The organism is Bdellovibrio sp. HCB117, from assembly GCF_047305915.1.
In the GTDB taxonomy this organism is placed as follows: domain Bacteria; phylum Bdellovibrionota; class Bdellovibrionia; order Bdellovibrionales; family Bdellovibrionaceae; genus Bdellovibrio; species Bdellovibrio bacteriovorus_B.
Map to the genome: position 1 here is coordinate 3,631,166 of NZ_CP178622.1, position 20,778 is coordinate 3,651,943.

A 20,778-nucleotide genomic window follows, 5' to 3' on the forward strand; every position below is an offset into this window, starting at 1 on the left:
CTAATAAAGATAACTAAAAGTATAGGACAAAATAAAATCAATCACAATAATTGCAATCGAAGCCACGACCACGGTGTTCGTCGTTGCTCTGCCGACACCTTCGGCGCCTTGTTGACATCGAAAACCAAAGTAGCAAGCAACGATGGGAATGACTCCTCCGAAACAAGCACCTTTGATCGCGGCAAAAACCATATCTTGAAATTGCACAAAACGATCCATCGATGTGAGAAACATCGATGGTGTGTAGCCTAAGTAATGTTGGCTGACGATAATGGCAGAGAAAATACAGGTCATATTCGCGATGATCGTCAACATCATGCATCCCAAAACACAGGCCAGAAATCTTGGAACTACAAGGTAATTTACCGGATCAATACCGAGCATTTTAAATGCATCGACTTGCTCTGTGATTTGCATCGTCCCCACTTCGGAGGCGTAACCTGCTCCCACGCGAGAGGTCAGAAGAAGTGCGGTAAGAATGGCGCCAAGTTCTCGCAGAATGAGCAAAGCCGCAAACCCCGGAACCATCGAGTCGTTTTGGATAACCAGCTTCATATGGAATGACGATTCTAAGATTGTCACAATAGCGGCAAATGAAACGCAGAAAAGAATGATGATCAAACTTTTGTTCGCTACGAAATAAAGCTGCTGAAAGAACTCTTTTCTGCGGAATGGAGGACTGAACACTCCCGTCATTGTTTCGGCGATTAAAGTAATCATGAGCGATAGCCTCGAATCATTTGCAAGATCACTTCGCCTAAAAAGCTTGTCATCCAATCCACAACAACGATGCAAATCATAGTGCTCACGGATGTCGCAACCACCGCGCGCCCGACACCTTTGGCTCCGCCCGTCGTAGTGAAACCCTTGAAAGTACAGATGGTTGCTAAAACAAGCGCGAAAGCTCCGCATTTAATTACGCCACTTAAAATAGAGACCGGACTGACAATCATTGGAACATGTCGAAGGTATTCTTCAAAGTTAACCCCCGCAAAAGCGTACCCCATCAACATTCCACCGAACACGGACATGATAAGTCCGCCACCTAGTAAGAAGAAACTAGAAATGATGATACCTAAAAACCGTGGCGCGATAATCTCTTGCATGGGATCCGCGCCCAAACAGCGAACGGCATCAATTTGTTCTGTCACCCGCATGGTTCCTAATTCCGCTGATGTGAAAGCGCCGACTTTTCCACTCAACATGAAAGCGATGAGTAAAGGTCCCACTTCACGGAAGGTACCGCTGGTGGCAAGTCCTCCCAAATATCCTAAGGCACCGAATTCTTTCATTTGCAGAGCAAACTGCACTGTCATAATGGCGCCAACAAAAAAGCCGGCCATCGCTGTCGTGAAAAAACTGTCAGCCGTAACCTTCCAAATCTGTTCGAAAACTTCGTGGATTTTAATTTTTTTATAAAAAAGAGATCTTAGAATTTTCTGTAGAAAAAGCAGGGCTCCCCCCACCTCATCTAAAATTGATATGAAGAGGGTCATGCGCTTAAGACCTCTGACAGAAAGTCTTTCACCAGAGGGATTTCGGATTTTTTTAATTCATCCGGAGTACCTTGTGCAACGATCTGTCCTTTATCTAAAACGACAATTCTATCGGCAATGGAAAGCGCACAATTCATATCGTGACTGACCACCAAAGATGTCGTCTTCAAAGTTCTAGAAAGGTCTAAAATAAGTTGATTCACGGCAGTTGTTGTCACCGGATCAAGTCCCGTTGTCGGTTCATCAAAAAGAAGAATACGCGGCTCTAGTGCCACCGTGCGAGCCAGGCTTACGCGCTTTTGCATTCCATAAGAAATTTGTGCCGGAGTTTTTTGCTCAATCCCCTGCAAATTGACGAGGCGTAAAGCTTTGGTTACTTTTTCTTTGATCGTCGCTTCGTCGAAGTTATAGTGACGACGAAGTCCAAAGGCCACGTTTTCAAAAACAGTCAGAGAGTCGAAAAGAGCGGGATGCTGAAAAACCATTCCGCATTTTTTGCGAATCGGCAGATATTGTTCCTCAGTGAATTTAGAAACTTCTTGATCGTCGATCCAGATTTCACCTTCGTCGGGAGTTAAAAGACCTACGAGATTTTTCAATAGAACTGATTTTCCTGTCCCGGATGTCCCCAGGATGAAGATGATCTCGCCCTCGCGGATTTTCAAACTTAATCCGTTGAGCACAGTCCTTGTTCCAAATCTCTTAACGAGGTTCTTAAATTCGATCACAACTCAATGTTAGTTGTCTGAAACTTAGCGGGTCAACCTGCATTTAGTATTGCGGCTTTCGCGGAGGAACTTTTAAGTAAAGTCCTGCAATCACGGCCGCTCCCACCAAGTACATAACTATGAACACCCATGGTTCGAAGTCTTGAAAAAGAATTTTTGAAATCCATTCAGCGAAAAATCCTGAAGGATAAGACACTTCGCTGCCCGTTCCTTGTCTTAAATGTTCTTCCCACACCGTCAGTGGGCAGGCGATTCCAAAGACAGATTCGACGACGACAATTCCTATCATTGCCAGATGAAGGCGGCGCAACCAAAGATTTCTGACCCATTTCCAGTCCAACCAACCGCCTATCATGATCAACGGAATAGGAATAAGAACACCTAAAACATAGAGGAAATGGCAATAAAGAACGATGTCGGCACTGTATTCTTGATTCATGAATTTAGAATACGCACTCGCAGAAAACGCAAAAGATCCAGTGAATGAATACAGATTGTTACGAAAAAGAAAATCAGGTCATCGCAGTCAAAGGCCCGTCCAGCAAGCCTCTGACAAACTGATGCACGCGTGGATCTGAATGCTTCTGTGTTTCTTCAGGCGTTCCCGTAATGATGAGTTCCTGATCAACAACGACTCCGATTCGATCGGCCATTTGATAAGCGCGATTCATGTCGTTTGTAATAGCGACGACTGTCGAATTCTTTTCTTTTTTTAATTTCAGAATCAATTCGATGATTTTTTTTGACGTGATGGGATCTAGTCCCGCGGTTGGGTCATCATAGAAAATGATCTCAGGGTCTAGAGCGAGCGCTCTAGCAATTCCGAGGCGTTTTTGCATCCCGCCGCTGATTTCGTCGGGGTACAAATCACGCGCGTGAGGAATCCCCACGGCATCCAAGAAATACTCTGCTTTCTTTGTAATTTCCCAATCCGTGAGTTTCGTTGTTTCGCGCAAGGGAAAGCAGATGTTTTCAACACAAGTCAGGGAGTCAAAAAGAGCATTCTTTTGAAACAAGATTCCCATGCGTTTCAGCAGCGGAAGTCTCTCTTTATTGCTTAGCGTTAACCACTCCTTCTGTTCAATAAAAACTTTGCCATTCTGAGGGGTTACAAGGCCTGACATGGTTTTTAATAAGGTGGTTTTCCCCTGCCCACTGGGGCCCACAATAACGAAGCACTCACCGATCGCGATATCAAGACTGACACTTTTTAGCACCACGTGATTGTCGAACGCGACCTTGATGTCTTGCAGGCGGATCATACTCATGCTTCGTCCAGTTCTTCTGCCAGCGCCTCTGCGCCGAGCGGTAAGTGTTGTCTCTAAATACGATTTGATATTGAATGTGTGATCGAACGCAAGTTTAAATTTTTTCCATTCGTTTTGAAGCCTTAAGGAGATTTACATGGCTCACAAAAGAAATAAAATTGCCGTTATCGGCGCGGGTTTCGTTGGTTCAACTACTGCTCACTGGGCAGCACAAAAAGAACTTGGCGATGTTGTTATCTTGGACATCAATGAAGGTGCAGCCATCGGTAAAGCTTTGGATCTAGCTCAAGCAGGTCCTATCGAAATGTTCGATACTAAAATCAAAGGCACGAACAAATACGAAGATATCGCAGACTCTGACGTTGTTATCATCACTGCAGGTATGCCACGTAAACCAGGCATGAGCCGCGATGAGCTTGTTGGTATCAACGCGAAAATCGTAAAAGACGTTTGTGAAGGTGTTAAAAAATACGCTCCGAATTCTTTCGTGATCGTAGTTTGTAATCCAATGGACGTTATGGCCGTTTACGCAAAACAAATCTTGGGCTTCCCTCGTGAGCGCGTTATCGGAATGGGCGGTTGCTTAGATTCAGCTCGCTTCCGTGAATTCATCGCTGAAGAGTTGAATGTGTCTGTAAAAGACGTGAACGGTATTGTTATCGGTAACCACGGCGATGCGATGATGCCTCTAGTTCGTCACGCTTCAGTTTCTGGTATTCCTCTTACAGAGCTTCTCCCTGCTGACAAAATCGCAGCTATCGTAGCTCGTACAAAACAAGCCGGCGCTGAAATTGGTGGCCACTTGAAAACAGGTTCTGCATACTACGCTCCTTCACGTGGCGCGATCGAAATGGCTGAAGCTATCTTGAAAGACCAAAAACGCGTTCTTCCAGTTGCTGTTGAGTTGACTGGTGAGTTCGGTGTTAACGAAGGTTTGATGGTCGGTGTTCTTGCTACTATCGGTGGCAAAGGTATCGAAAAAGTTCACAAGTTCGAAATGAACCCTGCTGAACAAGAAGAATTCAAAAAGTCAGTAGATGCCGTTCGCGCGCTTGTGTCTGCTCTTAAAAACGTACAGTAATCGGGCTTCAGCCCAAGATTAAAGGCCTCCAAAAGAGGCCTTTTCTGAATTAGAATTGGAGATAAAATGAATATTCATGAGTATCAGGCCAAAGAGATTCTCAGAAAATTTGGCGTAGCGACGTTAAAAGGTAAAGTCGCGCACTCACCTGAAGAGGCAGTGGCTGCTGCAAAAGAAATCGGTGGAAATATTTGGGTTGTAAAAGCTCAGATTCACGCTGGTGGCCGCGGTAAAGGCGGCGGTGTTAAGATTGCTAAGACTTTGCAAGAAGTTGAAGATCTAACAAAAAAAATGATCGGCATGACTTTGGTGACTCACCAAACAGGTCCTGAAGGTAAAGTAGTTCAAAAAGTTTTCATCGAACAAGGTTGCAACATCGCTAAAGAATACTACGTTGCGTGCTTGATCGACCGAGCTACTGGAAGAGCGGCAATGATGGCTTCTTCTGAAGGTGGTATGGACATCGAGGAAGTAGCTGAACACAATCCAGACGCGATCAAAAAAGTCGACATCGACCCTACTGTAGGTTTGATGCCTTTCCAAGCTCGCCAGTTGGCTTTCCAAATTGGTATGTCTCCAGAGATCGTAAATAAAGCGGTTAAGTTCTTCCAAGGTCTTTACAACGCATTCATCACAACAGATTGTTCAATCGCAGAGATCAACCCTCTGGTTGTGACGAAAGAAGGCGAAGTCCTTTGCTTGGATGCGAAAATGAACTTCGATTCTAACGCTCTTTTCAGACACCAAGACATCGTCGAACTTCGTGATTTGAACGAAGAAGAACCTTCTGAAATTGAAGCTTCTAAATTCGATCTCGCGTTCATCAAGCTTGATGGAAACATCGGATGCTTGGTTAACGGTGCGGGTCTTGCGATGGCAACTCTAGACATCATCAAACTTCACGGAGCTTCTCCGGCGAACTTCTTGGATGTTGGCGGTGGCGCTAATAAAGAAAAAGTTACTGCGGCTTTCAAAATCATCCTTAAAGATCCAAACGTAAAAGGGATCTTGGTGAACATCTTCGGTGGTATCATGAAATGTGACATCATCGCTGAAGGTGTGATCGCGGCTTCTAAAGAGTTGGGTTTGAAAGTTCCTCTGGTGTGCCGTCTTGAAGGTACAAACGTAGAACTTGGTAAAAAAATGTTGAGAGAAAGCGGATTGAACATCACTCCTGCTGACGACCTCACAGATGCAGCTAAAAAGATCGTTGCTGCGGTAAAAGGATAATCGACATGGCAATTCTTATTAACAAAGACACTAAAGTTATCTGCCAAGGTTTCACTGGAGCTCAAGGTACTTTCCACTCTGAGCAAGCAGTTGCTTACGGAACTAAAATGGTTGGTGGTGTGACTCCGGGTAAAGGTGGCACAACTCATATCGGTCTTCCTGTGTTTAACACAGTGGCGGATGCGAAAGAAAAAACAGGCTGTAATGCATCTGTGATTTTCGTTCCACCTCCGTTTGCTGCGGATTCTATCATGGAAGCTGTCGATGCTGAATTGGATCTTGTGATCTGTATCACTGAAGGCATCCCTGTTCTAGACATGGTGAAAGTGAAAAAATTCATGCAAGGTAAGAAGACTCGCTTGGTGGGTCCTAACTGCCCGGGCGTGATCACTCCAGGTGAATGTAAAATCGGTATCATGCCTGGTCACATTCACAAGCCAGGTCGTATCGGTGTACTTTCACGTTCTGGCACATTGACTTACGAAGCTGTTGGTCAATTGACGGCGTTGGGCCTTGGCCAATCTACTTGCGTAGGTATCGGCGGTGACCCAGTGAATGGAACAAACTTCATCGACGTTCTAGAGATGTACAACAAAGATAAAGACACTGACGCCGTGATTATGATCGGTGAAATCGGTGGATCTGCAGAAGAAGAAGCTGCAGAGTACATCAAACGTGAATTCAAAAAGCCAGTAACAGCGTTCATCGCGGGTGCAGCAGCTCCAGCAGGTAAACGTATGGGTCACGCTGGTGCGATCATCAGCGGCGGTAAAGGCACAGCAGAAGCGAAGTTCGAAGCTTTGATGTCTGCAGGCTGTAAGATTTCTCGCTCTCCAGCAGAGATGGGAATCACTTTGAAATCTATGTTGAAGTAATTTCTTCGCGATTAGGTTTAAAAATCAAAACCCACGGTGGAAACATCGTGGGTTTTTTCTTCCAAATAGAACCTACTTCTTAAGATCCCATCTTAACCAAATCTAAACCGAATCCAGCATGTAATATTAACAAGCTACTCTTTCAATTTCCAGGAACTGTTGGTACACCCTTCCCGTCCAAATAACTAATTTAGACGGAGGTCTTTTGTGAAATCGGTGGCTTTCCTTTTCTTGTCAGTTTTGGTTTCTTTTTCTCAAGTTTCTTTGGCTGAACAGTTGGAACTTCCTCTTGAGCCTAAGCAGTGCATTAGCCTGCAAGAAGCGCAATCTTCTTTAACAAAGTATATGAATCCGCTTGTGGGTACTGTGCCTGTGGATGATTTTTATTGGTTGAATGAAGACGATGCTCCTCTAACGGCTAGAGACGTTGCTCACGCCGCAAAATCACTCGAGTGGGATGCTCGCGGTTTAGTCTATCAATCTTCCGCAGTCTATGACGGTTACTGCGCAGCGGGCGCTTCTTGCTGGGGTTGGTACGTTGTTGATTGCGCTGGTAAAATCGAAGCGCGTATGGATGGTGAAGAATAAATCCTTCGTCAGGATTTATCTTAATGTAGCCCCATATTTTTTAAAGATCGTCTGCAGAGTGCCGTCGGATTTTATTTTATCTACGGCGGCATTCACTTCTTTTTCTTTCACCCGCCCCTTGCGACTGACAGCACACGAGATCGGATATTCCTGCATAAAAAGGCGCTGGCGATTACGATCAATTTTTGGATGCTTTAACTTAAAATAATCCACAAAAATTTCATCGGTGACTATATAATCGATACGCCCGTTAAGAAGCTTTTTTAAATTCGCCTCTTCACTGAGGCTGTCTTCTCGAACAAGTTGTTTAGACTGAAATAAAGGATCTAACTTCGGGTACACGTACTGAAGCATGGTCCCGATAGTTTTCCCTTTTAGATCCGAAACCTTTTTCGGCATAGTCTCAGGCCCAAGAATGATTTCTCTTTTTGAAAACAGAGTTTTAGAAAAATCCATTTGATCTTGATTGCTTGCCCACACTTTGCTTGTGTAGCACATCATATCCACTTGGCCCTTCAGCAAATAGCTGTCCAGACGATAACGCGTGATAATGCTAAAGGTGGCGGTTCGCCCCATAGCTTGCGCCAGAGCGGCCGCATATTCGGCCACAAGCCCCTTTGTTTGGGGGGATTTTTCATCAAAAAGCAAAGGCGGGGCAAGTCCCGCGGGAATTCCAATTCGAACTTCCTGGACATCAAAGGCAAAGGCTATCGCCGTAGCAAAAAGAATAGTGGCCAATAAAAATAGACGCATTGGTTTCGAGCTTGCTGCAAAAAAGGAGCTTTATCAAAAGCATATTGCAGCTGGCGTTAAAATATTTCACTGTTCTTTAAGATTCCATCAACGGGCTGATTTTGATTAGGTCAGGTAGCACGGCCGTGATAGAAGCTCCTAAAATTAGGAGTCTTTCATGAAAAAATTGGTTTTTGCCATTCTTGTATCTCTTTTTGCAACCACAAGCTTTGCACAACAATTAGAGCTTCCTCTTCAACCTAAACAATGCATTTCAGTTCAAGAAGCCGCAGTTGCTTTGAATAATTACCTGACTCCCCTTATTGGAACGGTTCCTTCTGACGACTTCGAATGGGCAGATCAAGAAGTCACTCAAGAAGATGTCTCTCGCGCACTTCGTTCATTGAAGTGGAATCAAAAGGCGTTCAACTATCAATCCACAGCGGTGACTGAAGGTTACTGTGCAGCTGGTGCAAGCTGCTGGGGTTACTATGAAGTGGATTGCACAGGAAACGTGACTGCGAACTACGACGGCGAATAGGTCGTCCTCACCCTGAACTATTTTCAAAAAATAGCGCGCAAATATTTGTAAAAGCTCAGAATATTATTGTCTTGTAATGGTCCCCAAGGAATAAACTTGGGGCCATGAAGTTCATTACGATCTTGTTATTGATTCTTTCTTCCCATTCGTTCGCGTCTTCTCCAGATTGGTCCGCCGGTGTGGCCATCCCGACAAATGGACGCCACAATATCTATCAATGGTCAGACGAAGAGTTCGTTCAAATTAAAAATCGCGGGAAAATCCATACGCAGATTTATCCAGTAACGGTCACCGGCATGCTTCCTCCTTATTGGCCAACGGTGCGATTGATCGAAGAAGACAGCAAAAATCCTTTTAAAAAATGGGTGCAGTCGATCCTTCACGGAGTCAGCGGTTTTGACTCTTTCAACGATGTACTTAAAAACTTAGGTCTTCACAGGTATCCCAAGAAAACGGATGAAGGTGTTTATTCTGTACCCTATCCAGAGAATATCGGCCCTGATGATCTGATGGGTTTGGGACTAATTCAGCGAAACGGAGCCGAAGGTTTTACATTTAGCTGTGCCGCCTGCCACTCGAGCAATCTCTTTGGCAAAACAGTTTTAGGAATGACCAACCGTTTTCCAAAAGCGAATGAGTTTTTCATCAAAGCTAAAAAATTGATGGTTGTGACGGATCCGTATCTTTTCCAAGCCTACACGGGAGCGACGAACGCTGAGCGCGAACTACTATCTGAAGCGCAAGATCATCTGCGTTTTGTTTCTTTAAAGCAGCCTATTGCTTTGGGGCTAGATACGTCTTTGGCGCAAGTGGCTTTGTCATTAAATCGTCGATCTAAAGATCCTTATGCAAGCTATAGTGAGTGGTATGCCCGCTTTCCTCGTCATGATGCGATCTTAGACAATCACCCTGCGGATTCTAAACCCGCTGTGTGGTGGAATTTAAAATACAAAAATCGCTGGCTTTCCGACGGAAGTGTCTTAAGCGGAAATCCTATCTTCACCAATATCATCTGGAATGAGGTGGGCCGTGGTGCAGATCTCGTTCAATTAGAAAAATGGCTTGCAGAGAACAGCGCCGTTATCGAAGAACTGACAACGGCTGTGTTTTCTTCAGAAGCACCTTTGATTACTGATTTCATCCCTGCAGAGAAAATTGATCTTGGCCGTGCGAAATTGGGAGAACAAATCTTCAATACAAACTGCGCGAAATGCCACGGAAATTACGATAAAGCCTGGAGCCTTGCGGGTTCAGAAAATTTACCTCTTAAAGAGCAGCTTAAAACGGTGCAAGTTCGCTACAAACAATCCACACCTGTTGTCGATGTAGGAACAGATCCTTATCGTCGCCTAGGAATGAAGTCTTTAGAGCAACTCAATGACCTTGCGATTTCAAAAAAGAACGGCATCGTGATTAAAGCCCAAGAAGGATATGTTCCGCCACCACTTGTAGGTATTTGGGCTCGTTGGCCGTACTTGCATAACAACTCGGTTCCGAATCTTTGCGCTCTTCTGACTCCATCGGATCGTCGTCCCGTTGCCTACTATTCGGGTGATGCCTTGAATCCCACAACCGACTTCGATTTAGAGTGCAATGGCTATCCTCTGGGAGATAAAACTCCGAAGTCCTGGCAGACTCGTGACCATTATTTTGACACTCGCAAGAAGGGTATGAGCAACAAAGGCCATGACGAGCGCATTTTCATTAAAGACGGAAAAGAAATTCTGTCTAGTACGGATAAGCGCAATTTGATTCTTTTCTTGCAAACTCTCTAGTGGTTGCGAATTCCACCGGGTTATCCACATTCCAAGCTGTCGATACTTTCGACAGCTTCAGAATTCTTTTCTGAAAACATTTCGGGGCCCACATGAGCGAGTGGCTTATGTTAAAAAGACCTCATGAAAAGAACGTGCATTTTATTTTTTAGTGCTATCGTCCTTTGCGCCTTCAACTCATTTGCAAATTCTGAAGAGTCGTTTGCCCGAGGCTTCCTTATTGCTGTCGACACCCGTGATCACAAAGCGTGTGAACAAGCCTTCTTAAGAGTTTCTGGCGCCACCGGCCTGAAAATCTCAAGCTTGTGTGCTCAAGACGGCCGTAATCCTTTTGCCGTGGCCGTCATCACTGTTCCTATTGATGAATTCGAATTTCTTTCTGAAGTCACAAATAAACACGGCTCGAATGCGCGCGCAGCGCGCGCTGACAGGTCTGTGATTATGACTCTTCCGCATGATCGCGATACTGAAACATACTTTCGCATCTCTGCACGCCGCGATCGTATGTCAATCACGGTATTCCGCGAAAGTGATTTTGGTGCGATGGATGAGCGTCGCGAACGCTTTCTTATCATGTCATTCGTGATGAAAAATACAGGCTCTCAGGGACTGAAGGACCAGCGCGTGGCATCCTCCATTGATCGTCGTTTGGTCTACAATCGCGGCGCTACGGAGTTGACTCAGTCTCAGTACAAATCTATCGCCACCAAAGCCTCAAACATTATTGATGCCATTAATGGTGCTGTTCAAAATATCACTTCGCCGCGTGTTTCCCTAGATGTCTTCGTTCCTCCAGATGCTTGCGATGCCAATCGCTTCTGTCCTAATGAGGATGTTATTCGCCTCGGTTTAAGCGTCGTGATTCGCTTTTAAACTCAAGCAGAGGGCGGATTTATTTCCGCCCAATTTTCGTTTGACTATTTGCGGCAAAAATCCTAAGAAAAGCCCCAATCCTGGGAGCTAAAATGAAGAAACTATTAATTTTTATTCTATTGGCAGCAAGCCCTGCTTTGGCCGGCCGTATTGACGAAATCGTCATCATGACGACAGAGAGCGTGGAAGAGACTTTAGATCTTTGGAACACGGATAAAACCTACGAAATCACGTATCAGGATTTCACAACGCCGGACCAAGGATTTGATCTTGCGGTGAAAACCAAGCTCAACGTAAAGAATGTCCGCGAGAGCCAAAACCAAGAGTGGACATGTGTCACTCAATTCGTTAAAACTCCTAGGTTCTTTGACGTTTCTAAAACAGATTGTAAATAAACAAGGAGATACCATGGCTATCGAGCAAACTTTCTCAATCATCAAGCCAAATGCAATGAAGAAAAACGCTATCGGCGACATCATCAGCATGTTTGAAGCAAACGGCTTGAAAATCGCTGCTGCGAAAATCACTATTCTTTCTAAAGCTAAAGCTGAAGAGTTCTATGCTGAACACAAAGAACGTCCTTTCTTCGGCGAACTAGTTTCTTTCATGACTTCAGGCCCAGTTTGCTTGATGTGCTTGCAAGGTGAAAACGCAGTTTTGAAAAACCGCGAAATCATGGGTGCTACTGATCCTAAAAAAGCTAACGCTGGAACAGTTCGCGCTAAATTCGGTGACAACGTTGGCGAGAACGCAGTTCACGGTTCTGACTCTGCAGCTTCTGCAGCTCGCGAACTTGCTTTGTTCTTCGAAAAGCACGAAATCTGCAACGTTTAATCATTTAAACTGAAATTGCGATTTTAAATGTCTGCAAAATCAAACAAGGGGGGAGCGCAAGCTCCCCTTCTTGGTTCAAAGATCAGATTAAATATTGAAAAGCTAGCCATTGGCGGTGCTGGAGTCGCTCGACACGAGGGCATGGTTGTCTTCGTTCCTCAAGCAGCGCCTAATGAAGAAGTTTTGGCCGAAGTCACTTTGGTCAAAAAGAATTTTGTCGAAGCAAAGATCCTGGAAGTTCTGAATCCGGGTGCTTCTCGCCGAACTCCACCTTGCCCGGTGGCCAACGTTTGTGGTGGCTGTAATTGGCAGCACATCACTGAAGAACAACAGCTCGCACAAAAAGAGAAACTGGTTTTTGAAACTCTGAAGAAGTTCAATCCCTCTTTGGAATTTGAATATCTACCAATTCAAAAAAGTCCCCGTTCTTTGAGGTATCGCAACCGCATTCAACCGAAGTTCCAACACGGTCGCTTTGGTTTCTTTGCACGAAACTCTCACGATATTGTTGAAATCAATGACTGCCCGATTACGGAAGAGGCCTTGACCGAAAAGTTCGCGGAAGTAAAAACTTGGGCTCAACAAAAGAATGCCAAAGAGCTCCTTCGTCTTGAAATGTACATCTCGGAGGAAGGTCTAGTTCGCTACGGCCTTATCACTGATGACGACGACGGCATTGGCTTTTCTCAAGTGAATCGCTTTCAGAACGAAGACCTGGTTCGCACCGCCCTAGACTGGGCTGGTGATTATGAATTCAAAAATGTTTTCGATCTTTATGCCGGCGCTGGAAATTTCACGTTTCCTTTGGCACAAAAGTATTCGTCTTCAACGATTACCGGAGTGGAGCTCAATCCGAAGCTCGTTGAACGCGCGAAAAGTAAAATCAAAGAAAAACGCATGAAGTACTTCCTTTCCGACGTTGAAAACTACATGCGACGCGCTCAAATCGGGACTGAAGACTTGGTTTTGCTAGATCCACCTCGTGCAGGAGCCAGCGAATACATCATGCGCGCTCTGGCCTCAGCGGCCCCTAAAAGAATAATCTATATCAGCTGTCACCCAGTGTCCTTGGCTCGAGATCTTAACTGGTTCTTTGCTTGGGCGCAGAAGCTGGGCAAATCGGCAAAGCTCGCAAGGGTGCAAACCTTTGAAATGTTCCCTCAGACCGACCATGTTGAGACTATTGCAGAGCTCAGGGTTGACTCTTAGTCTTCAAATGATACCTTTTTAACATGCGTAAATGGATTCTCGCACTGACTCTTTTATCTGCACTTGGATGTGCCAGTCAGGACAAGCAAAAAGCTGATTTGTACTTGCGAATGGGTGCTGCTCAAATGGAAAGCGGCAACTATCCGTACGCGCTTCGCGACCTTCTTAAAGCAGAAGAACTTGATCCTAAAAATGCGGCGACTCAGAACAACCTGGGCCTCGTCTACTTTTTCCGTGAACGTTATGACTTAGCCGAAAAGCATTTGCAAAAAGCCTTAGAGCTTGAGCCCAAGTACACCGAAGCTCGCAACAATCTTTCTCGCGTATTGATCGAACAGGGTAAATATGCCGATGCAGAAAAAGAGCTTCGTGTTGTCTTAGCAGATCTGACTTATCCTTCTCCTGAAAAAGCTTACATAAATTTAGGTCTGGCAAAATTCAACCAGAAAGACTTTACCGGTGCGCGCACCGCTTTCACCAAAGTACTTAATGCAAATCCAGATGATTGCATCGGGAATACTTACTTCGGTCGTACGTTTTTCGAGACTGAAGATTACGCCCGGGCGGCAGAAGCTTTGGATCGCGCCATCGGATTCTGTCAAAAAAGCCTTTATGATGAACCTCACTACTACAGTGCTTTGGCTTACTACCGCCTTGGAGACAAATCCAAATCGGTGGCTCGCTTTGAAGAGCTTATAAAGTATTACCCTACCGGGAAGTACCGTGAAAAAGCCAAAGGCATGCTCAGCTTGATTCGAAAGGGACATTAATGAAAAAAACCGGTGAAATTTTAAAGAAAGCCCGCGAGCAAAAAGGCCTGTCTCTGCATGAAATTGGTCTTTCTTTGAAAATTAACAGCAAGGTTTTGAAAGCCATCGAAGAAGGTGATGATTCTCAATTGCCTGCGAAAACTTTCTTGCGCGGTTTCGTACAAAGTTACGCAAATTTCCTGCAACTGGATTCAGACAAGGTTTTGGAAGTGTTCTATGAAGAGATGGGCTCAACAAAACCAAAACCTTATATCCGTGAAGTAGAAACGCCTAAATCTGAAGTTACCGAAACACGTCCAAGTTCAAGCGTTACAAGCACTGAGAAGCCGACCGAGACGGATGCCGAAGCCACGGTCACACCGATTCGTCGTGCAGCGCCCGCTTCATCGGGAAAATCGGATTTAAAATCCCTTCAAGAAAATAAATCCACTAAAACCATCGCGATTATTGGTGTAGGGGTCGTGCTTATTGGCCTTATTCTTTTCACAAAAAAGATGATCGATAAGTATTCTAAAGAAGCTGAAGTTCCAAGCGGTGAAGTTGCGCAAACAATGGAAGGTGCAACACCAGTGACGGCTGAAACACCAACGGTGACTGATGTTGACACCAATGGAGATGCAAGCCCGCTGACAAATTTAACGGCGAGCCCGACGCCAGCAGCTCCGTCGAGCCAGGCTTCTCCAACACCAACAGCCTCTCCGCTTGTGTCGACGCCAACTCCAACGCCTTCACCAACACCGGTTGCTGCGGCATCACCAACTCCAACCGCGACTCCGAAGGCAAGTCCTACGCCAAGCCCGACAGCTTCGCCGACGGCAACTCCAGTAGCAACAGCAAGTCCAACACCAAGTCCTACGCCAACTCCGTCGCCCACACCGAAAGAGACGAATAAACCCGTTGAACTTATCGTAGAGGCTTTGGATACAGTTGAAATTGAGTACTCTGCCCCGAACGGGAAGCCGCAAAAGATCCGTCTGTCTGCTGAACAAGTTCATACTTTTAAAAGCAAAAGCGGCCTTCGCATCAACTTCTCTAATGGTGGTGCCGTGAATCTGATCCACAATGGACGAGAAATCGGCATCCCTGGTGATTTGGGTAAGCCTATTAAGTTGAGCTACTAATCTTGAAAGATTTCCGCCGCATTTGGGCTATCAGCCTTATTGTAAAACTGATTCTTGCGGCACTTATTCCCTTAAGTGCCGACGAAGCCTATTACTGGGTTTGGTCGCAAAGACTTCAGCTCAGTTATTTCGATCATCCCCCGATGGTCGCTTGGTTGTTTTATCTAGGTCAAATTTTTGAACCATTCATGCACGCCGTTCGTTGGCCCGCCGTGATTTTAGGTCATGGAATGTTGGCAGTTTGGTATTACATACTGAAAGATCATGTTCCGTTTGCGAAGATCAAGGTGTGGGTTTATCTGGCCTTATTCTCTCCCCTTTTAGGATTTGGATCTTTGATCGTCACGCCTGACTTGCCGGTGATGTTCTTCTGGTCGCTATCGATTTTGTTGGCACTCAAAGCACTTCAAGAAAAATCACTGGGAATTTACGCCGCTTTAGGAGCAAGTTTAGGCTTAGGCTTCTGTGCTAAATATCACATCGTTCTTTTTGTACCCTGCCTTTTGGTTTATCTATTCGCCGAAAAAAAATGGAAAGACGTGCGCATTTCGGGCGTGGCACTTACGGTCATCACAGGTTTAATTTTCTGTGCGCCAGTGATCCTTTGGAACGTTCAAAACAACTTCGCCTCCTTTGAATTTCAGTTGAAACACGGCTTAGAAAAAAGCAGCTATAATCCTGAATGGACGCTTTCTTACGTCCTTGGCCAAATACTGATTCTTTTCCCGTTAGTATTCTGGGCGGCTTTGCGTTCAAAGGTTCCTGCGAGTTTGCGTTGGCTTTATTACTTCGGTTGGGGACCTCTTTTGTTCTTCTTCCTGACTTCGTTCCGCGCCCTTGTGGAAGCCAATTGGCCGATCATCGCCTATCCTGCGGTTTTAGGCTTAGCTCTGTTTCACGAAAGAATTCAGAAGTGGCTTAAGTATTACGTCATTTTTTGGGGAAGCATTATCGCTCTTGTGCTTGCGACACTTTTTACACCCGCACTTCGCAAGCTGAATGATAAAGTTAACGAACCTTACGAGTTTCAAGAACTCAGCACCGTGGCTCGCGAATACAGCCCGCTGTACGCAAGCTCCTATCAAATGGCGGCTTCATTATGGTATTTCAGCAAAGTTCCGACATTTAAATTAAAAGACATCAGTCGTTTTGATTTTTTTGACACTCTTCCTGAGGCACAACCTACTTCAGGCAGATTTTATTTAGTGAAGCGCGAGAGAAATGGTTTACCTTCTTGGATTTCCGAACAACAATGGCAGATGAAAGAGATTAAAAAGATATCTCCAGATTTTGTCTTGTTGGAATTCACAAAATGATCAAACTCTTTGGTGCTTTTTCATTCTTGCTTGTTACTTACTTCCTTTACGGATTTTATATAAATCAGTACGAAGTTTCCGTCGTTCCCCAACAGATCACACGTGAGCACGCGAAGAATTTAAATGACTACAAAGGTGTGATGAATGTTCACACAGATTTAAGCAGTGGTTCAGCCCCCGCAAGTTTTGTTATCGCCTCTGCAAAATTAGCGAATTTAGATTTTTTGATGTTCACCGACCTGAACATCTTCAATATGCCGACAACTTTTGAGTCTTATCACGGAAATCTTTTGGTTTTTTCTGCTGGCAAGTACAGCTATCTTGATTCGCGATTGATTTATTATTCGTTAAATCAAGAAAGCATCGGAAGTAATTTGGGCGAAGCTCAAGTAAAACTTGCAGATCTGCTTTCACAAAAAACAGGCGCCAGCAAAGAGTCACTAACGATTCTCACTCATCCCTACAAAGCTGGATATTCTTGGAGTGGTGAAATTCCCGAAGGCCTCGACGGTTTTGAACTTCTTAATATGAAGAGCTTGGTGAACCGTGCCTGGGAAGAATCGAAAATTTCCACGATCTGGAGTTTATTGATTTATCCATTTAATCCACGCCTGTCGTTCCTTCGACTTTACACTGAGCCCACAGATGAAATTGCTTTGTTAGATAAAATGAGTCAGCAACGTCGCATTATTGTCTATGGCGGAACCGAAGCTTCGGCCCGAGTTATTCCACTAGCAAATTATTTCATTCGCTTTCCTAGCTACAAACGCTCTTTTGAATTTATGAGCAATCACGTTTTGATGAAGTCGGAACTCACTGGAAGCTTCAACAGTGATCGCACGAAAATTTTTAATGCTTTAAAAAGCGGGAATTTTTATATCGCACTTGATATGCTTGGAGATCCCAAAGGATTTGTAGCTACCATTGAGAGCGAAAATAAATCTCACTTGATGGGTTCTGAAGTGAAGTTTTCTAAGAACATGTCTTTGAAGGTGGCTTTGCCGGTGAAGCCCAAAGACTTCTTTGAAATCATCATAATTAAAAACGGTGAAGTGGCGGCACGAATCAACGATCCTGAAACGGTTTATCAAATCCCCGAGCCGGGAGTTTATCGAGTGCAGGTGCGTGTTAGCCCAATGCTCCCACTTCCTGACGCTAAAAAATGGATCACGTGGATTTACACGAATCCGTTTTACGTTACTCCTTAAGTCTTATTTCAACTTCCAAACCTTGAATCGGTGGAGTTTGGCAGGCGAGGCGTTCTTCATCTAAAAACTTTCGGTCCTCAGCCATTTCGCTTTCAATTTCGTTGCGAGGGCCGATGTCTGAAAGTCCTTTTCGAACATGCACAAGGCAAGTTCCACAAGTTCCGTTGCCGCCGCAGGTATGGCTGATCTTAATTCCCGCGCGCAAAGCGACTTCCAGGACGGTTTCATCCTTATGACTCACCGGGACATCTGGGTGGCCTGGTAAAAAGGTTATATATATTCCAGACTTAGTGCCTTTCACGGCTAGGAACTCCTTCAAAGAATGACTCTTTTGTTGAAACCGCTCTCTCCATTTTGTATCAATAAATCCATGAGATTCATAGCTTTTGACTTAGAGACCACTGGAACTGTTCCTGGCGTAGACCAAATCGTTGAAATCGGGGCTGTTCGCTTCATTGACGGCCAACCTGAGGCGATCTTCGCAACACTTGTAGACCCACAACGTCCTATTCCTCCAGGCGCCTCTGCGGTGAATGGTATTAGTGACGACATGGTTAAAGGGAAGCCTTTCATTGAAAGCCTTCTGCCGATGTTTGCAGAGTTCTGTGGTGACGATATTCTTGTCGCGCACAATGCGCCGTTTGACTCTCAGTTTTTAACTGCGGATATCAAAAAGTATGAAGCTGCTGCTCCTAAAGGTTTGATCCTGGATACACTTCCTATCGCAAGAAAAGTGTTCCCAGGTCTTCCAAACTACAAACTTGGAACTTTAGTTCAGCACTTGAAAATCCCAACAACGGATTTCCATAGAGCGGAAGAAGATGCCTCTTATTGCGGCCACTTGTTCCACCAAATGGTGAAAAGAATTTCTATCGGCGGACAACCTCCACAAGTTACAAACCTGGTGGCGTTGACCGGTAAGCCAGAACTTCGCTTCCCACAAATCGTACGCCAGCCAAAACAAATGGATTTCTTCGGCGTTTAATTTTCTTTGAAAATTTAAAACTAAAAAGCCCTGAGAGATCAGGGCTTTTTTTTATTCTTTAGCTTTGTGAGCAATCGGATAGCGTCGGCCGCGACCGAAAGAATGTGGTGATACTTTCAATATTGGCGGAGCCTGCCAACGTTTAAACTCCGTACGCATCAAAACTGGTAATAACCATTTGTCGGTCTCAGTTTTTGCCGGCCCTGATCTTTCCACCAGGTAAGCCACAGATTTATCAAGATCTTCATACGGCGGCAGACTATCTTGGTCTTTTTGATTCGGACGAAGTTCTGCCGACGGCGCGCGCGTGATGATCTCTTCTGGAATCACTTCACCTTGCTGGTTGTAGTAACGAGCCAGCGCATAGACTTGTGCTTTAGTTAAATCCCCTAGCGGAGCCAAGCCACCACACATGTCTCCGTACAGCGTGGAATAGCCAGAGGCGTATTCGCTTTTATTCCCCGTGGTTAGAAGCATGCTGTTTTCTTTGTTTGAAAATGCCATCAAAGTTAAACCCCGCAAGCGAGCTTGCAGGTTTTCATGAACCAATCCGAAATCTTTAAGCTCAATTCCTTTTTCAAGGCCTTTGACAACCTGATCATACATCGGGCCGATCTCGACAACCTTGAATTCGACACCCAGGTTTTTTGCTAAGTCTTTCGCCAAAGTCAGACTTTTTTCAGCGTTGAAAGGACCAGGCAGTCCAATCGTTGTTACATTCGACGGACCTAAAGCATCCACCGCCAATGCGGCAACAACCGCAGAGTCGATTCCTCCGCTAAGTCCAAGATGCACTTTTTTCATTCCCGTTTTTGCGCAGAAATCACGGATGCCTAATACCAGTGCGCGACGAAGTTCTTCTGTCACATCTATTTTCGGCGTTTTATTCCACACTTCCATCGTGTCGATATCAATAACGTTGATATCTTCTTCAAAGGACTGACACGTTAGAACTTTCTTTCCTTTTTTATCGATAACGAAGCTGGCCCCATCAAAGATAATTTCATCCTGAGCTCCTACAAGATTTACATACATCATCGGAGCCTTGAAATATTGAGCTGTCTTACTAACGACGTATTCCCTTTGCTTCATCTTACCGACGAAATAAGGCGATGCACTGAGGTTGATCACCATGTCGATCTTTTGTTTTTTAACCTTTGCTAAAGGATTCACCACATACGGCGAACGGCCTTCTTTGTCTGGCCAGCCCCAAATATCTTCACAAATTGTAAGAAAGAATTTTTTCCCCTTCCAAGTGAAGTAGTTCTTAGAAAGATCACCTGGTTGGATAAAACGAGCTTCATCAAAAACATCACCCGTCGGTAAAAGTTGTTTGTGAAAGAATCGGGGCTTTTGACCTTTTGCTGCAAAAACGGCGCTATTGAAATACGGGCGTCCCATTTTTTTGGGATTTTTGGTGATCAATCCAAAAATAACACCGATGTCTTTAGGAATTTTTGAAAGCAGGGATTTTAATTCTTGTTCTTGTTTTGCAACGACCTTGGAACGTTCTAAAAGATCAAAGGGATGATAACCAAACAAGGCGCACTCGGGAAAAACGACAAGATCACACTTGCGTTGTTGTGCCTGGCGAATGAAGTCTAAAATTTTTTCTTTATTGAACTGGAAGTCAGCGAGTGTCGGATTTATTTGGGCAATAGCGATTCTCATTCAATCACTATACGCCCAGAAAACCCGTCTTGGTAGCCATGCCAGTGATTAATCTCGACTTCTGGAAACTTCCAGCAATAAAAGCCTTCGCCGTTGTCAAAGTCTGCCATCCAAAGGCCTTTCGGTTCGGCTCCCAACTTTTCGACTTTGACTTGCCAACGGTCAATTATGACATTGATTTCAGCTTCGATCGCTCCCACTGATGGATGCGACTTGTCGGAAAAAGCGTCAATACGATTGAGGTGAGTTTTGACCTGGCGGCTTGCCTCGTCTGTCATGCGATAGATCAGCGGCAAAAGACGTCGCGCTTCCTGCAACGTGAATGTTTTTTTGCGATTGATTTCAACCACATTTTCCAAAGACGATCCCCCACCCTTATGTCGATGAAGGCTGTATCCATGAAAGATGGAAGTGTTTCAAGCAATTAAAGCAAAGACAGATAACTTAAGAATTTATATGAAGAATTTCTAAACGCGA

24 protein-coding genes are annotated in these 20,778 nt (G+C 44.8%); 15 read left to right on the forward strand and 9 right to left on the reverse strand.

Features of this window, described 5'->3' with window-relative positions:
• The 5 genes from ACLWBD_RS17200 to ACLWBD_RS17220 all read right to left on the reverse strand — a co-directional run bounded on the left by ACLWBD_RS17200 (position 1) and on the right by ACLWBD_RS17220 (position 3,492).
• Positions 1 to 720, reverse strand: coding sequence for an MlaE family ABC transporter permease (locus tag ACLWBD_RS17200; protein ID WP_413569094.1), 720 nt, complete (start codon positions 718 to 720; stop codon positions 1 to 3).
• The gene (locus ACLWBD_RS17205; protein WP_063205598.1) at positions 717 to 1,496 is read right to left on the reverse strand and encodes an MlaE family ABC transporter permease; all 780 of its coding nucleotides are present in this window, start codon (positions 1,494 to 1,496) and stop codon (positions 717 to 719) included. Before ACLWBD_RS17205 ends, ACLWBD_RS17200 begins: the two co-directional genes overlap by 4 nt.
• Positions 1,493 to 2,179, reverse strand: coding sequence for an ABC transporter ATP-binding protein (locus ACLWBD_RS17210; RefSeq protein WP_413569095.1), 687 nt, complete (start codon positions 2,177 to 2,179; stop codon positions 1,493 to 1,495). Before ACLWBD_RS17210 ends, ACLWBD_RS17205 begins: the two co-directional genes overlap by 4 nt.
• A gap of 88 nt (positions 2,180 to 2,267) precedes the next feature.
• Complete coding sequence (locus tag ACLWBD_RS17215) at positions 2,268 to 2,663, reverse strand: DUF2784 domain-containing protein (protein ID WP_413569096.1); 396 nt, start codon at positions 2,661 to 2,663, stop codon at positions 2,268 to 2,270.
• A gap of 73 nt (positions 2,664 to 2,736) precedes the next feature.
• Positions 2,737 to 3,492 carry an ABC transporter ATP-binding protein gene (locus ACLWBD_RS17220; protein WP_413569097.1) on the reverse strand — a complete coding sequence of 252 codons (756 nt, stop codon included), beginning with the start codon at positions 3,490 to 3,492 and terminating at the stop codon, positions 2,737 to 2,739.
• 136 nt (positions 3,493 to 3,628) lie between these two features.
• Here ACLWBD_RS17220 and mdh point away from each other — a divergent pair, with 136 nt between their 5' ends.
• The 4 genes from mdh (at position 3,629) to ACLWBD_RS17240 (ending at position 7,266) form a co-directional block, all read left to right on the forward strand.
• Positions 3,629 to 4,573, forward strand: a complete 945-nt coding sequence (gene mdh / locus ACLWBD_RS17225) for a malate dehydrogenase (RefSeq protein ID WP_063242542.1) — start codon at positions 3,629 to 3,631, stop codon at positions 4,571 to 4,573.
• A gap of 66 nt (positions 4,574 to 4,639) precedes the next feature.
• Positions 4,640 to 5,803: an ADP-forming succinate--CoA ligase subunit beta gene (sucC, locus tag ACLWBD_RS17230; protein ID WP_063205607.1), complete on the forward strand. Its 1,164-nt coding sequence runs from the start codon at positions 4,640 to 4,642 to the stop codon at positions 5,801 to 5,803.
• Between the two features lie 5 nt (positions 5,804 to 5,808).
• Complete coding sequence (gene sucD, locus ACLWBD_RS17235) at positions 5,809 to 6,678, forward strand: succinate--CoA ligase subunit alpha (RefSeq protein ID WP_063205609.1); 870 nt, start codon at positions 5,809 to 5,811, stop codon at positions 6,676 to 6,678.
• Between the two features lie 207 nt (positions 6,679 to 6,885).
• On the forward strand, positions 6,886 to 7,266 hold the full coding sequence (locus ACLWBD_RS17240; protein ID WP_063205611.1) for a hypothetical protein: 381 nt from the start codon (positions 6,886 to 6,888) through the stop codon (positions 7,264 to 7,266).
• 15 nt (positions 7,267 to 7,281) lie between these two features.
• On the opposite strand, the gene ACLWBD_RS17245 is transcribed toward ACLWBD_RS17240, so the two are convergent.
• Positions 7,282 to 8,019 carry a substrate-binding periplasmic protein gene (locus ACLWBD_RS17245; RefSeq protein ID WP_413569098.1) on the reverse strand — a complete coding sequence of 246 codons (738 nt, stop codon included), beginning with the start codon at positions 8,017 to 8,019 and terminating at the stop codon, positions 7,282 to 7,284.
• Positions 8,020 to 8,176: 157 nt separating this feature from the next.
• On the opposite strand from ACLWBD_RS17245, the gene ACLWBD_RS17250 reads away from it, so the two are divergent.
• The 10 genes from ACLWBD_RS17250 (at position 8,177) to ACLWBD_RS17295 (ending at position 17,645) form a co-directional block, all read left to right on the forward strand.
• A complete protein-coding gene (locus ACLWBD_RS17250) occupies positions 8,177 to 8,539 on the forward strand; it encodes a hypothetical protein (protein ID WP_413569099.1) in 363 nt (120 codons plus the stop codon).
• A 104-nt stretch (positions 8,540 to 8,643) separates the two neighbouring features.
• Complete coding sequence (locus ACLWBD_RS17255; protein WP_413569100.1) at positions 8,644 to 10,314, forward strand: hypothetical protein; 1,671 nt, start codon at positions 8,644 to 8,646, stop codon at positions 10,312 to 10,314.
• A 123-nt stretch (positions 10,315 to 10,437) separates the two neighbouring features.
• A complete protein-coding gene (locus ACLWBD_RS17260; RefSeq protein WP_413569101.1) occupies positions 10,438 to 11,187 on the forward strand; it encodes a hypothetical protein in 750 nt (249 codons plus the stop codon).
• 92 nt (positions 11,188 to 11,279) lie between these two features.
• Positions 11,280 to 11,582 carry a hypothetical protein gene (locus ACLWBD_RS17265; protein WP_063205621.1) on the forward strand — a complete coding sequence of 101 codons (303 nt, stop codon included), beginning with the start codon at positions 11,280 to 11,282 and terminating at the stop codon, positions 11,580 to 11,582.
• Positions 11,583 to 11,595: 13 nt separating this feature from the next.
• Complete coding sequence (ndk, locus tag ACLWBD_RS17270) at positions 11,596 to 12,021, forward strand: nucleoside-diphosphate kinase (RefSeq protein ID WP_041873596.1); 426 nt, start codon at positions 11,596 to 11,598, stop codon at positions 12,019 to 12,021.
• 27 nt (positions 12,022 to 12,048) lie between these two features.
• Positions 12,049 to 13,230, forward strand: a complete 1,182-nt coding sequence (locus ACLWBD_RS17275; RefSeq protein ID WP_413569102.1) for a class I SAM-dependent RNA methyltransferase — start codon at positions 12,049 to 12,051, stop codon at positions 13,228 to 13,230.
• Between the two features lie 23 nt (positions 13,231 to 13,253).
• On the forward strand, positions 13,254 to 14,000 hold the full coding sequence (locus ACLWBD_RS17280) for a tetratricopeptide repeat protein (RefSeq protein ID WP_413569103.1): 747 nt from the start codon (positions 13,254 to 13,256) through the stop codon (positions 13,998 to 14,000).
• Positions 14,000 to 15,121 (forward strand): helix-turn-helix domain-containing protein, encoded by a 1,122-nt coding sequence (locus ACLWBD_RS17285; protein WP_063205627.1) that lies wholly within the window; start codon positions 14,000 to 14,002, stop codon positions 15,119 to 15,121. The genes ACLWBD_RS17280 and ACLWBD_RS17285 overlap by 1 nt, the downstream gene beginning before the upstream one ends.
• 2 nt (positions 15,122 to 15,123) lie before the next feature.
• The gene (locus tag ACLWBD_RS17290) at positions 15,124 to 16,437 is read left to right on the forward strand and encodes an ArnT family glycosyltransferase (protein WP_413569104.1); all 1,314 of its coding nucleotides are present in this window, start codon (positions 15,124 to 15,126) and stop codon (positions 16,435 to 16,437) included.
• On the forward strand, positions 16,434 to 17,645 hold the full coding sequence (locus tag ACLWBD_RS17295; RefSeq protein ID WP_155722506.1) for a hypothetical protein: 1,212 nt from the start codon (positions 16,434 to 16,436) through the stop codon (positions 17,643 to 17,645). Before ACLWBD_RS17290 ends, ACLWBD_RS17295 begins: the two co-directional genes overlap by 4 nt.
• Here ACLWBD_RS17295 and ACLWBD_RS17300 read toward each other — a convergent pair.
• Positions 17,635 to 17,886 (reverse strand): 2Fe-2S iron-sulfur cluster-binding protein, encoded by a 252-nt coding sequence (locus ACLWBD_RS17300; protein ID WP_063206601.1) that lies wholly within the window; start codon positions 17,884 to 17,886, stop codon positions 17,635 to 17,637. The two genes, ACLWBD_RS17295 and ACLWBD_RS17300, sit on opposite strands and share 11 nt — an antisense overlap.
• A gap of 129 nt (positions 17,887 to 18,015) precedes the next feature.
• On the opposite strand from ACLWBD_RS17300, the gene ACLWBD_RS17305 reads away from it, so the two are divergent.
• Entirely contained in the window at positions 18,016 to 18,630 is a 615-nt protein-coding gene (locus ACLWBD_RS17305; protein ID WP_063206602.1) for a PolC-type DNA polymerase III, read from the forward strand.
• A gap of 51 nt (positions 18,631 to 18,681) precedes the next feature.
• Here the strand turns inward: ACLWBD_RS17305 and ACLWBD_RS17310 are convergent, their stop codons facing one another.
• Together ACLWBD_RS17310 and ACLWBD_RS17315 are read right to left on the reverse strand one after the other, a co-directional pair.
• Positions 18,682 to 20,301, reverse strand: a complete 1,620-nt coding sequence (locus ACLWBD_RS17310; RefSeq protein WP_413569105.1) for an NAD+ synthase — start codon at positions 20,299 to 20,301, stop codon at positions 18,682 to 18,684.
• Positions 20,298 to 20,651, reverse strand: coding sequence for a DUF2203 domain-containing protein (locus ACLWBD_RS17315; RefSeq protein WP_253696682.1), 354 nt, complete (start codon positions 20,649 to 20,651; stop codon positions 20,298 to 20,300). Before ACLWBD_RS17315 ends, ACLWBD_RS17310 begins: the two co-directional genes overlap by 4 nt.
• Positions 20,652 to 20,778 lie beyond the last annotated feature (127 nt).

Coding starts and splice junctions, on each gene's coding strand:
- ACLWBD_RS17280 (WP_413569103.1), top strand. CDS start 13,254: ATGCGTAAATGGATTCTCGCACTGACTCTTTTATCTGCACTTGGATGT.
- ACLWBD_RS17250 (WP_413569099.1), top strand. CDS start 8,177: ATGAAAAAATTGGTTTTTGCCATTCTTGTATCTCTTTTTGCAACCACA.
- ACLWBD_RS17205 (WP_063205598.1), bottom strand. CDS start 1,496: ATGACCCTCTTCATATCAATTTTAGATGAGGTGGGGGGAGCCCTGCTT.
- ACLWBD_RS17275 (WP_413569102.1), top strand. CDS start 12,049: ATGTCTGCAAAATCAAACAAGGGGGGAGCGCAAGCTCCCCTTCTTGGT.
- ACLWBD_RS17220 (WP_413569097.1), bottom strand. CDS start 3,492: ATGAGTATGATCCGCCTGCAAGACATCAAGGTCGCGTTCGACAATCAC.
- ndk (WP_041873596.1), top strand. CDS start 11,596: ATGGCTATCGAGCAAACTTTCTCAATCATCAAGCCAAATGCAATGAAG.
- ACLWBD_RS17215 (WP_413569096.1), bottom strand. CDS start 2,663: ATGAATCAAGAATACAGTGCCGACATCGTTCTTTATTGCCATTTCCTC.
- ACLWBD_RS17305 (WP_063206602.1), top strand. CDS start 18,016: ATGAGATTCATAGCTTTTGACTTAGAGACCACTGGAACTGTTCCTGGC.
- sucD (WP_063205609.1), top strand. CDS start 5,809: ATGGCAATTCTTATTAACAAAGACACTAAAGTTATCTGCCAAGGTTTC.
- ACLWBD_RS17310 (WP_413569105.1), bottom strand. CDS start 20,301: ATGAGAATCGCTATTGCCCAAATAAATCCGACACTCGCTGACTTCCAG.
- ACLWBD_RS17200 (WP_413569094.1), bottom strand. CDS start 720: ATGATTACTTTAATCGCCGAAACAATGACGGGAGTGTTCAGTCCTCCA.
- ACLWBD_RS17265 (WP_063205621.1), top strand. CDS start 11,280: ATGAAGAAACTATTAATTTTTATTCTATTGGCAGCAAGCCCTGCTTTG.
- ACLWBD_RS17295 (WP_155722506.1), top strand. CDS start 16,434: ATGATCAAACTCTTTGGTGCTTTTTCATTCTTGCTTGTTACTTACTTC.
- ACLWBD_RS17285 (WP_063205627.1), top strand. CDS start 14,000: ATGAAAAAAACCGGTGAAATTTTAAAGAAAGCCCGCGAGCAAAAAGGC.
- ACLWBD_RS17245 (WP_413569098.1), bottom strand. CDS start 8,019: ATGCGTCTATTTTTATTGGCCACTATTCTTTTTGCTACGGCGATAGCC.
- sucC (WP_063205607.1), top strand. CDS start 4,640: ATGAATATTCATGAGTATCAGGCCAAAGAGATTCTCAGAAAATTTGGC.
- mdh (WP_063242542.1), top strand. CDS start 3,629: ATGGCTCACAAAAGAAATAAAATTGCCGTTATCGGCGCGGGTTTCGTT.
- ACLWBD_RS17260 (WP_413569101.1), top strand. CDS start 10,438: ATGAAAAGAACGTGCATTTTATTTTTTAGTGCTATCGTCCTTTGCGCC.
- ACLWBD_RS17255 (WP_413569100.1), top strand. CDS start 8,644: ATGAAGTTCATTACGATCTTGTTATTGATTCTTTCTTCCCATTCGTTC.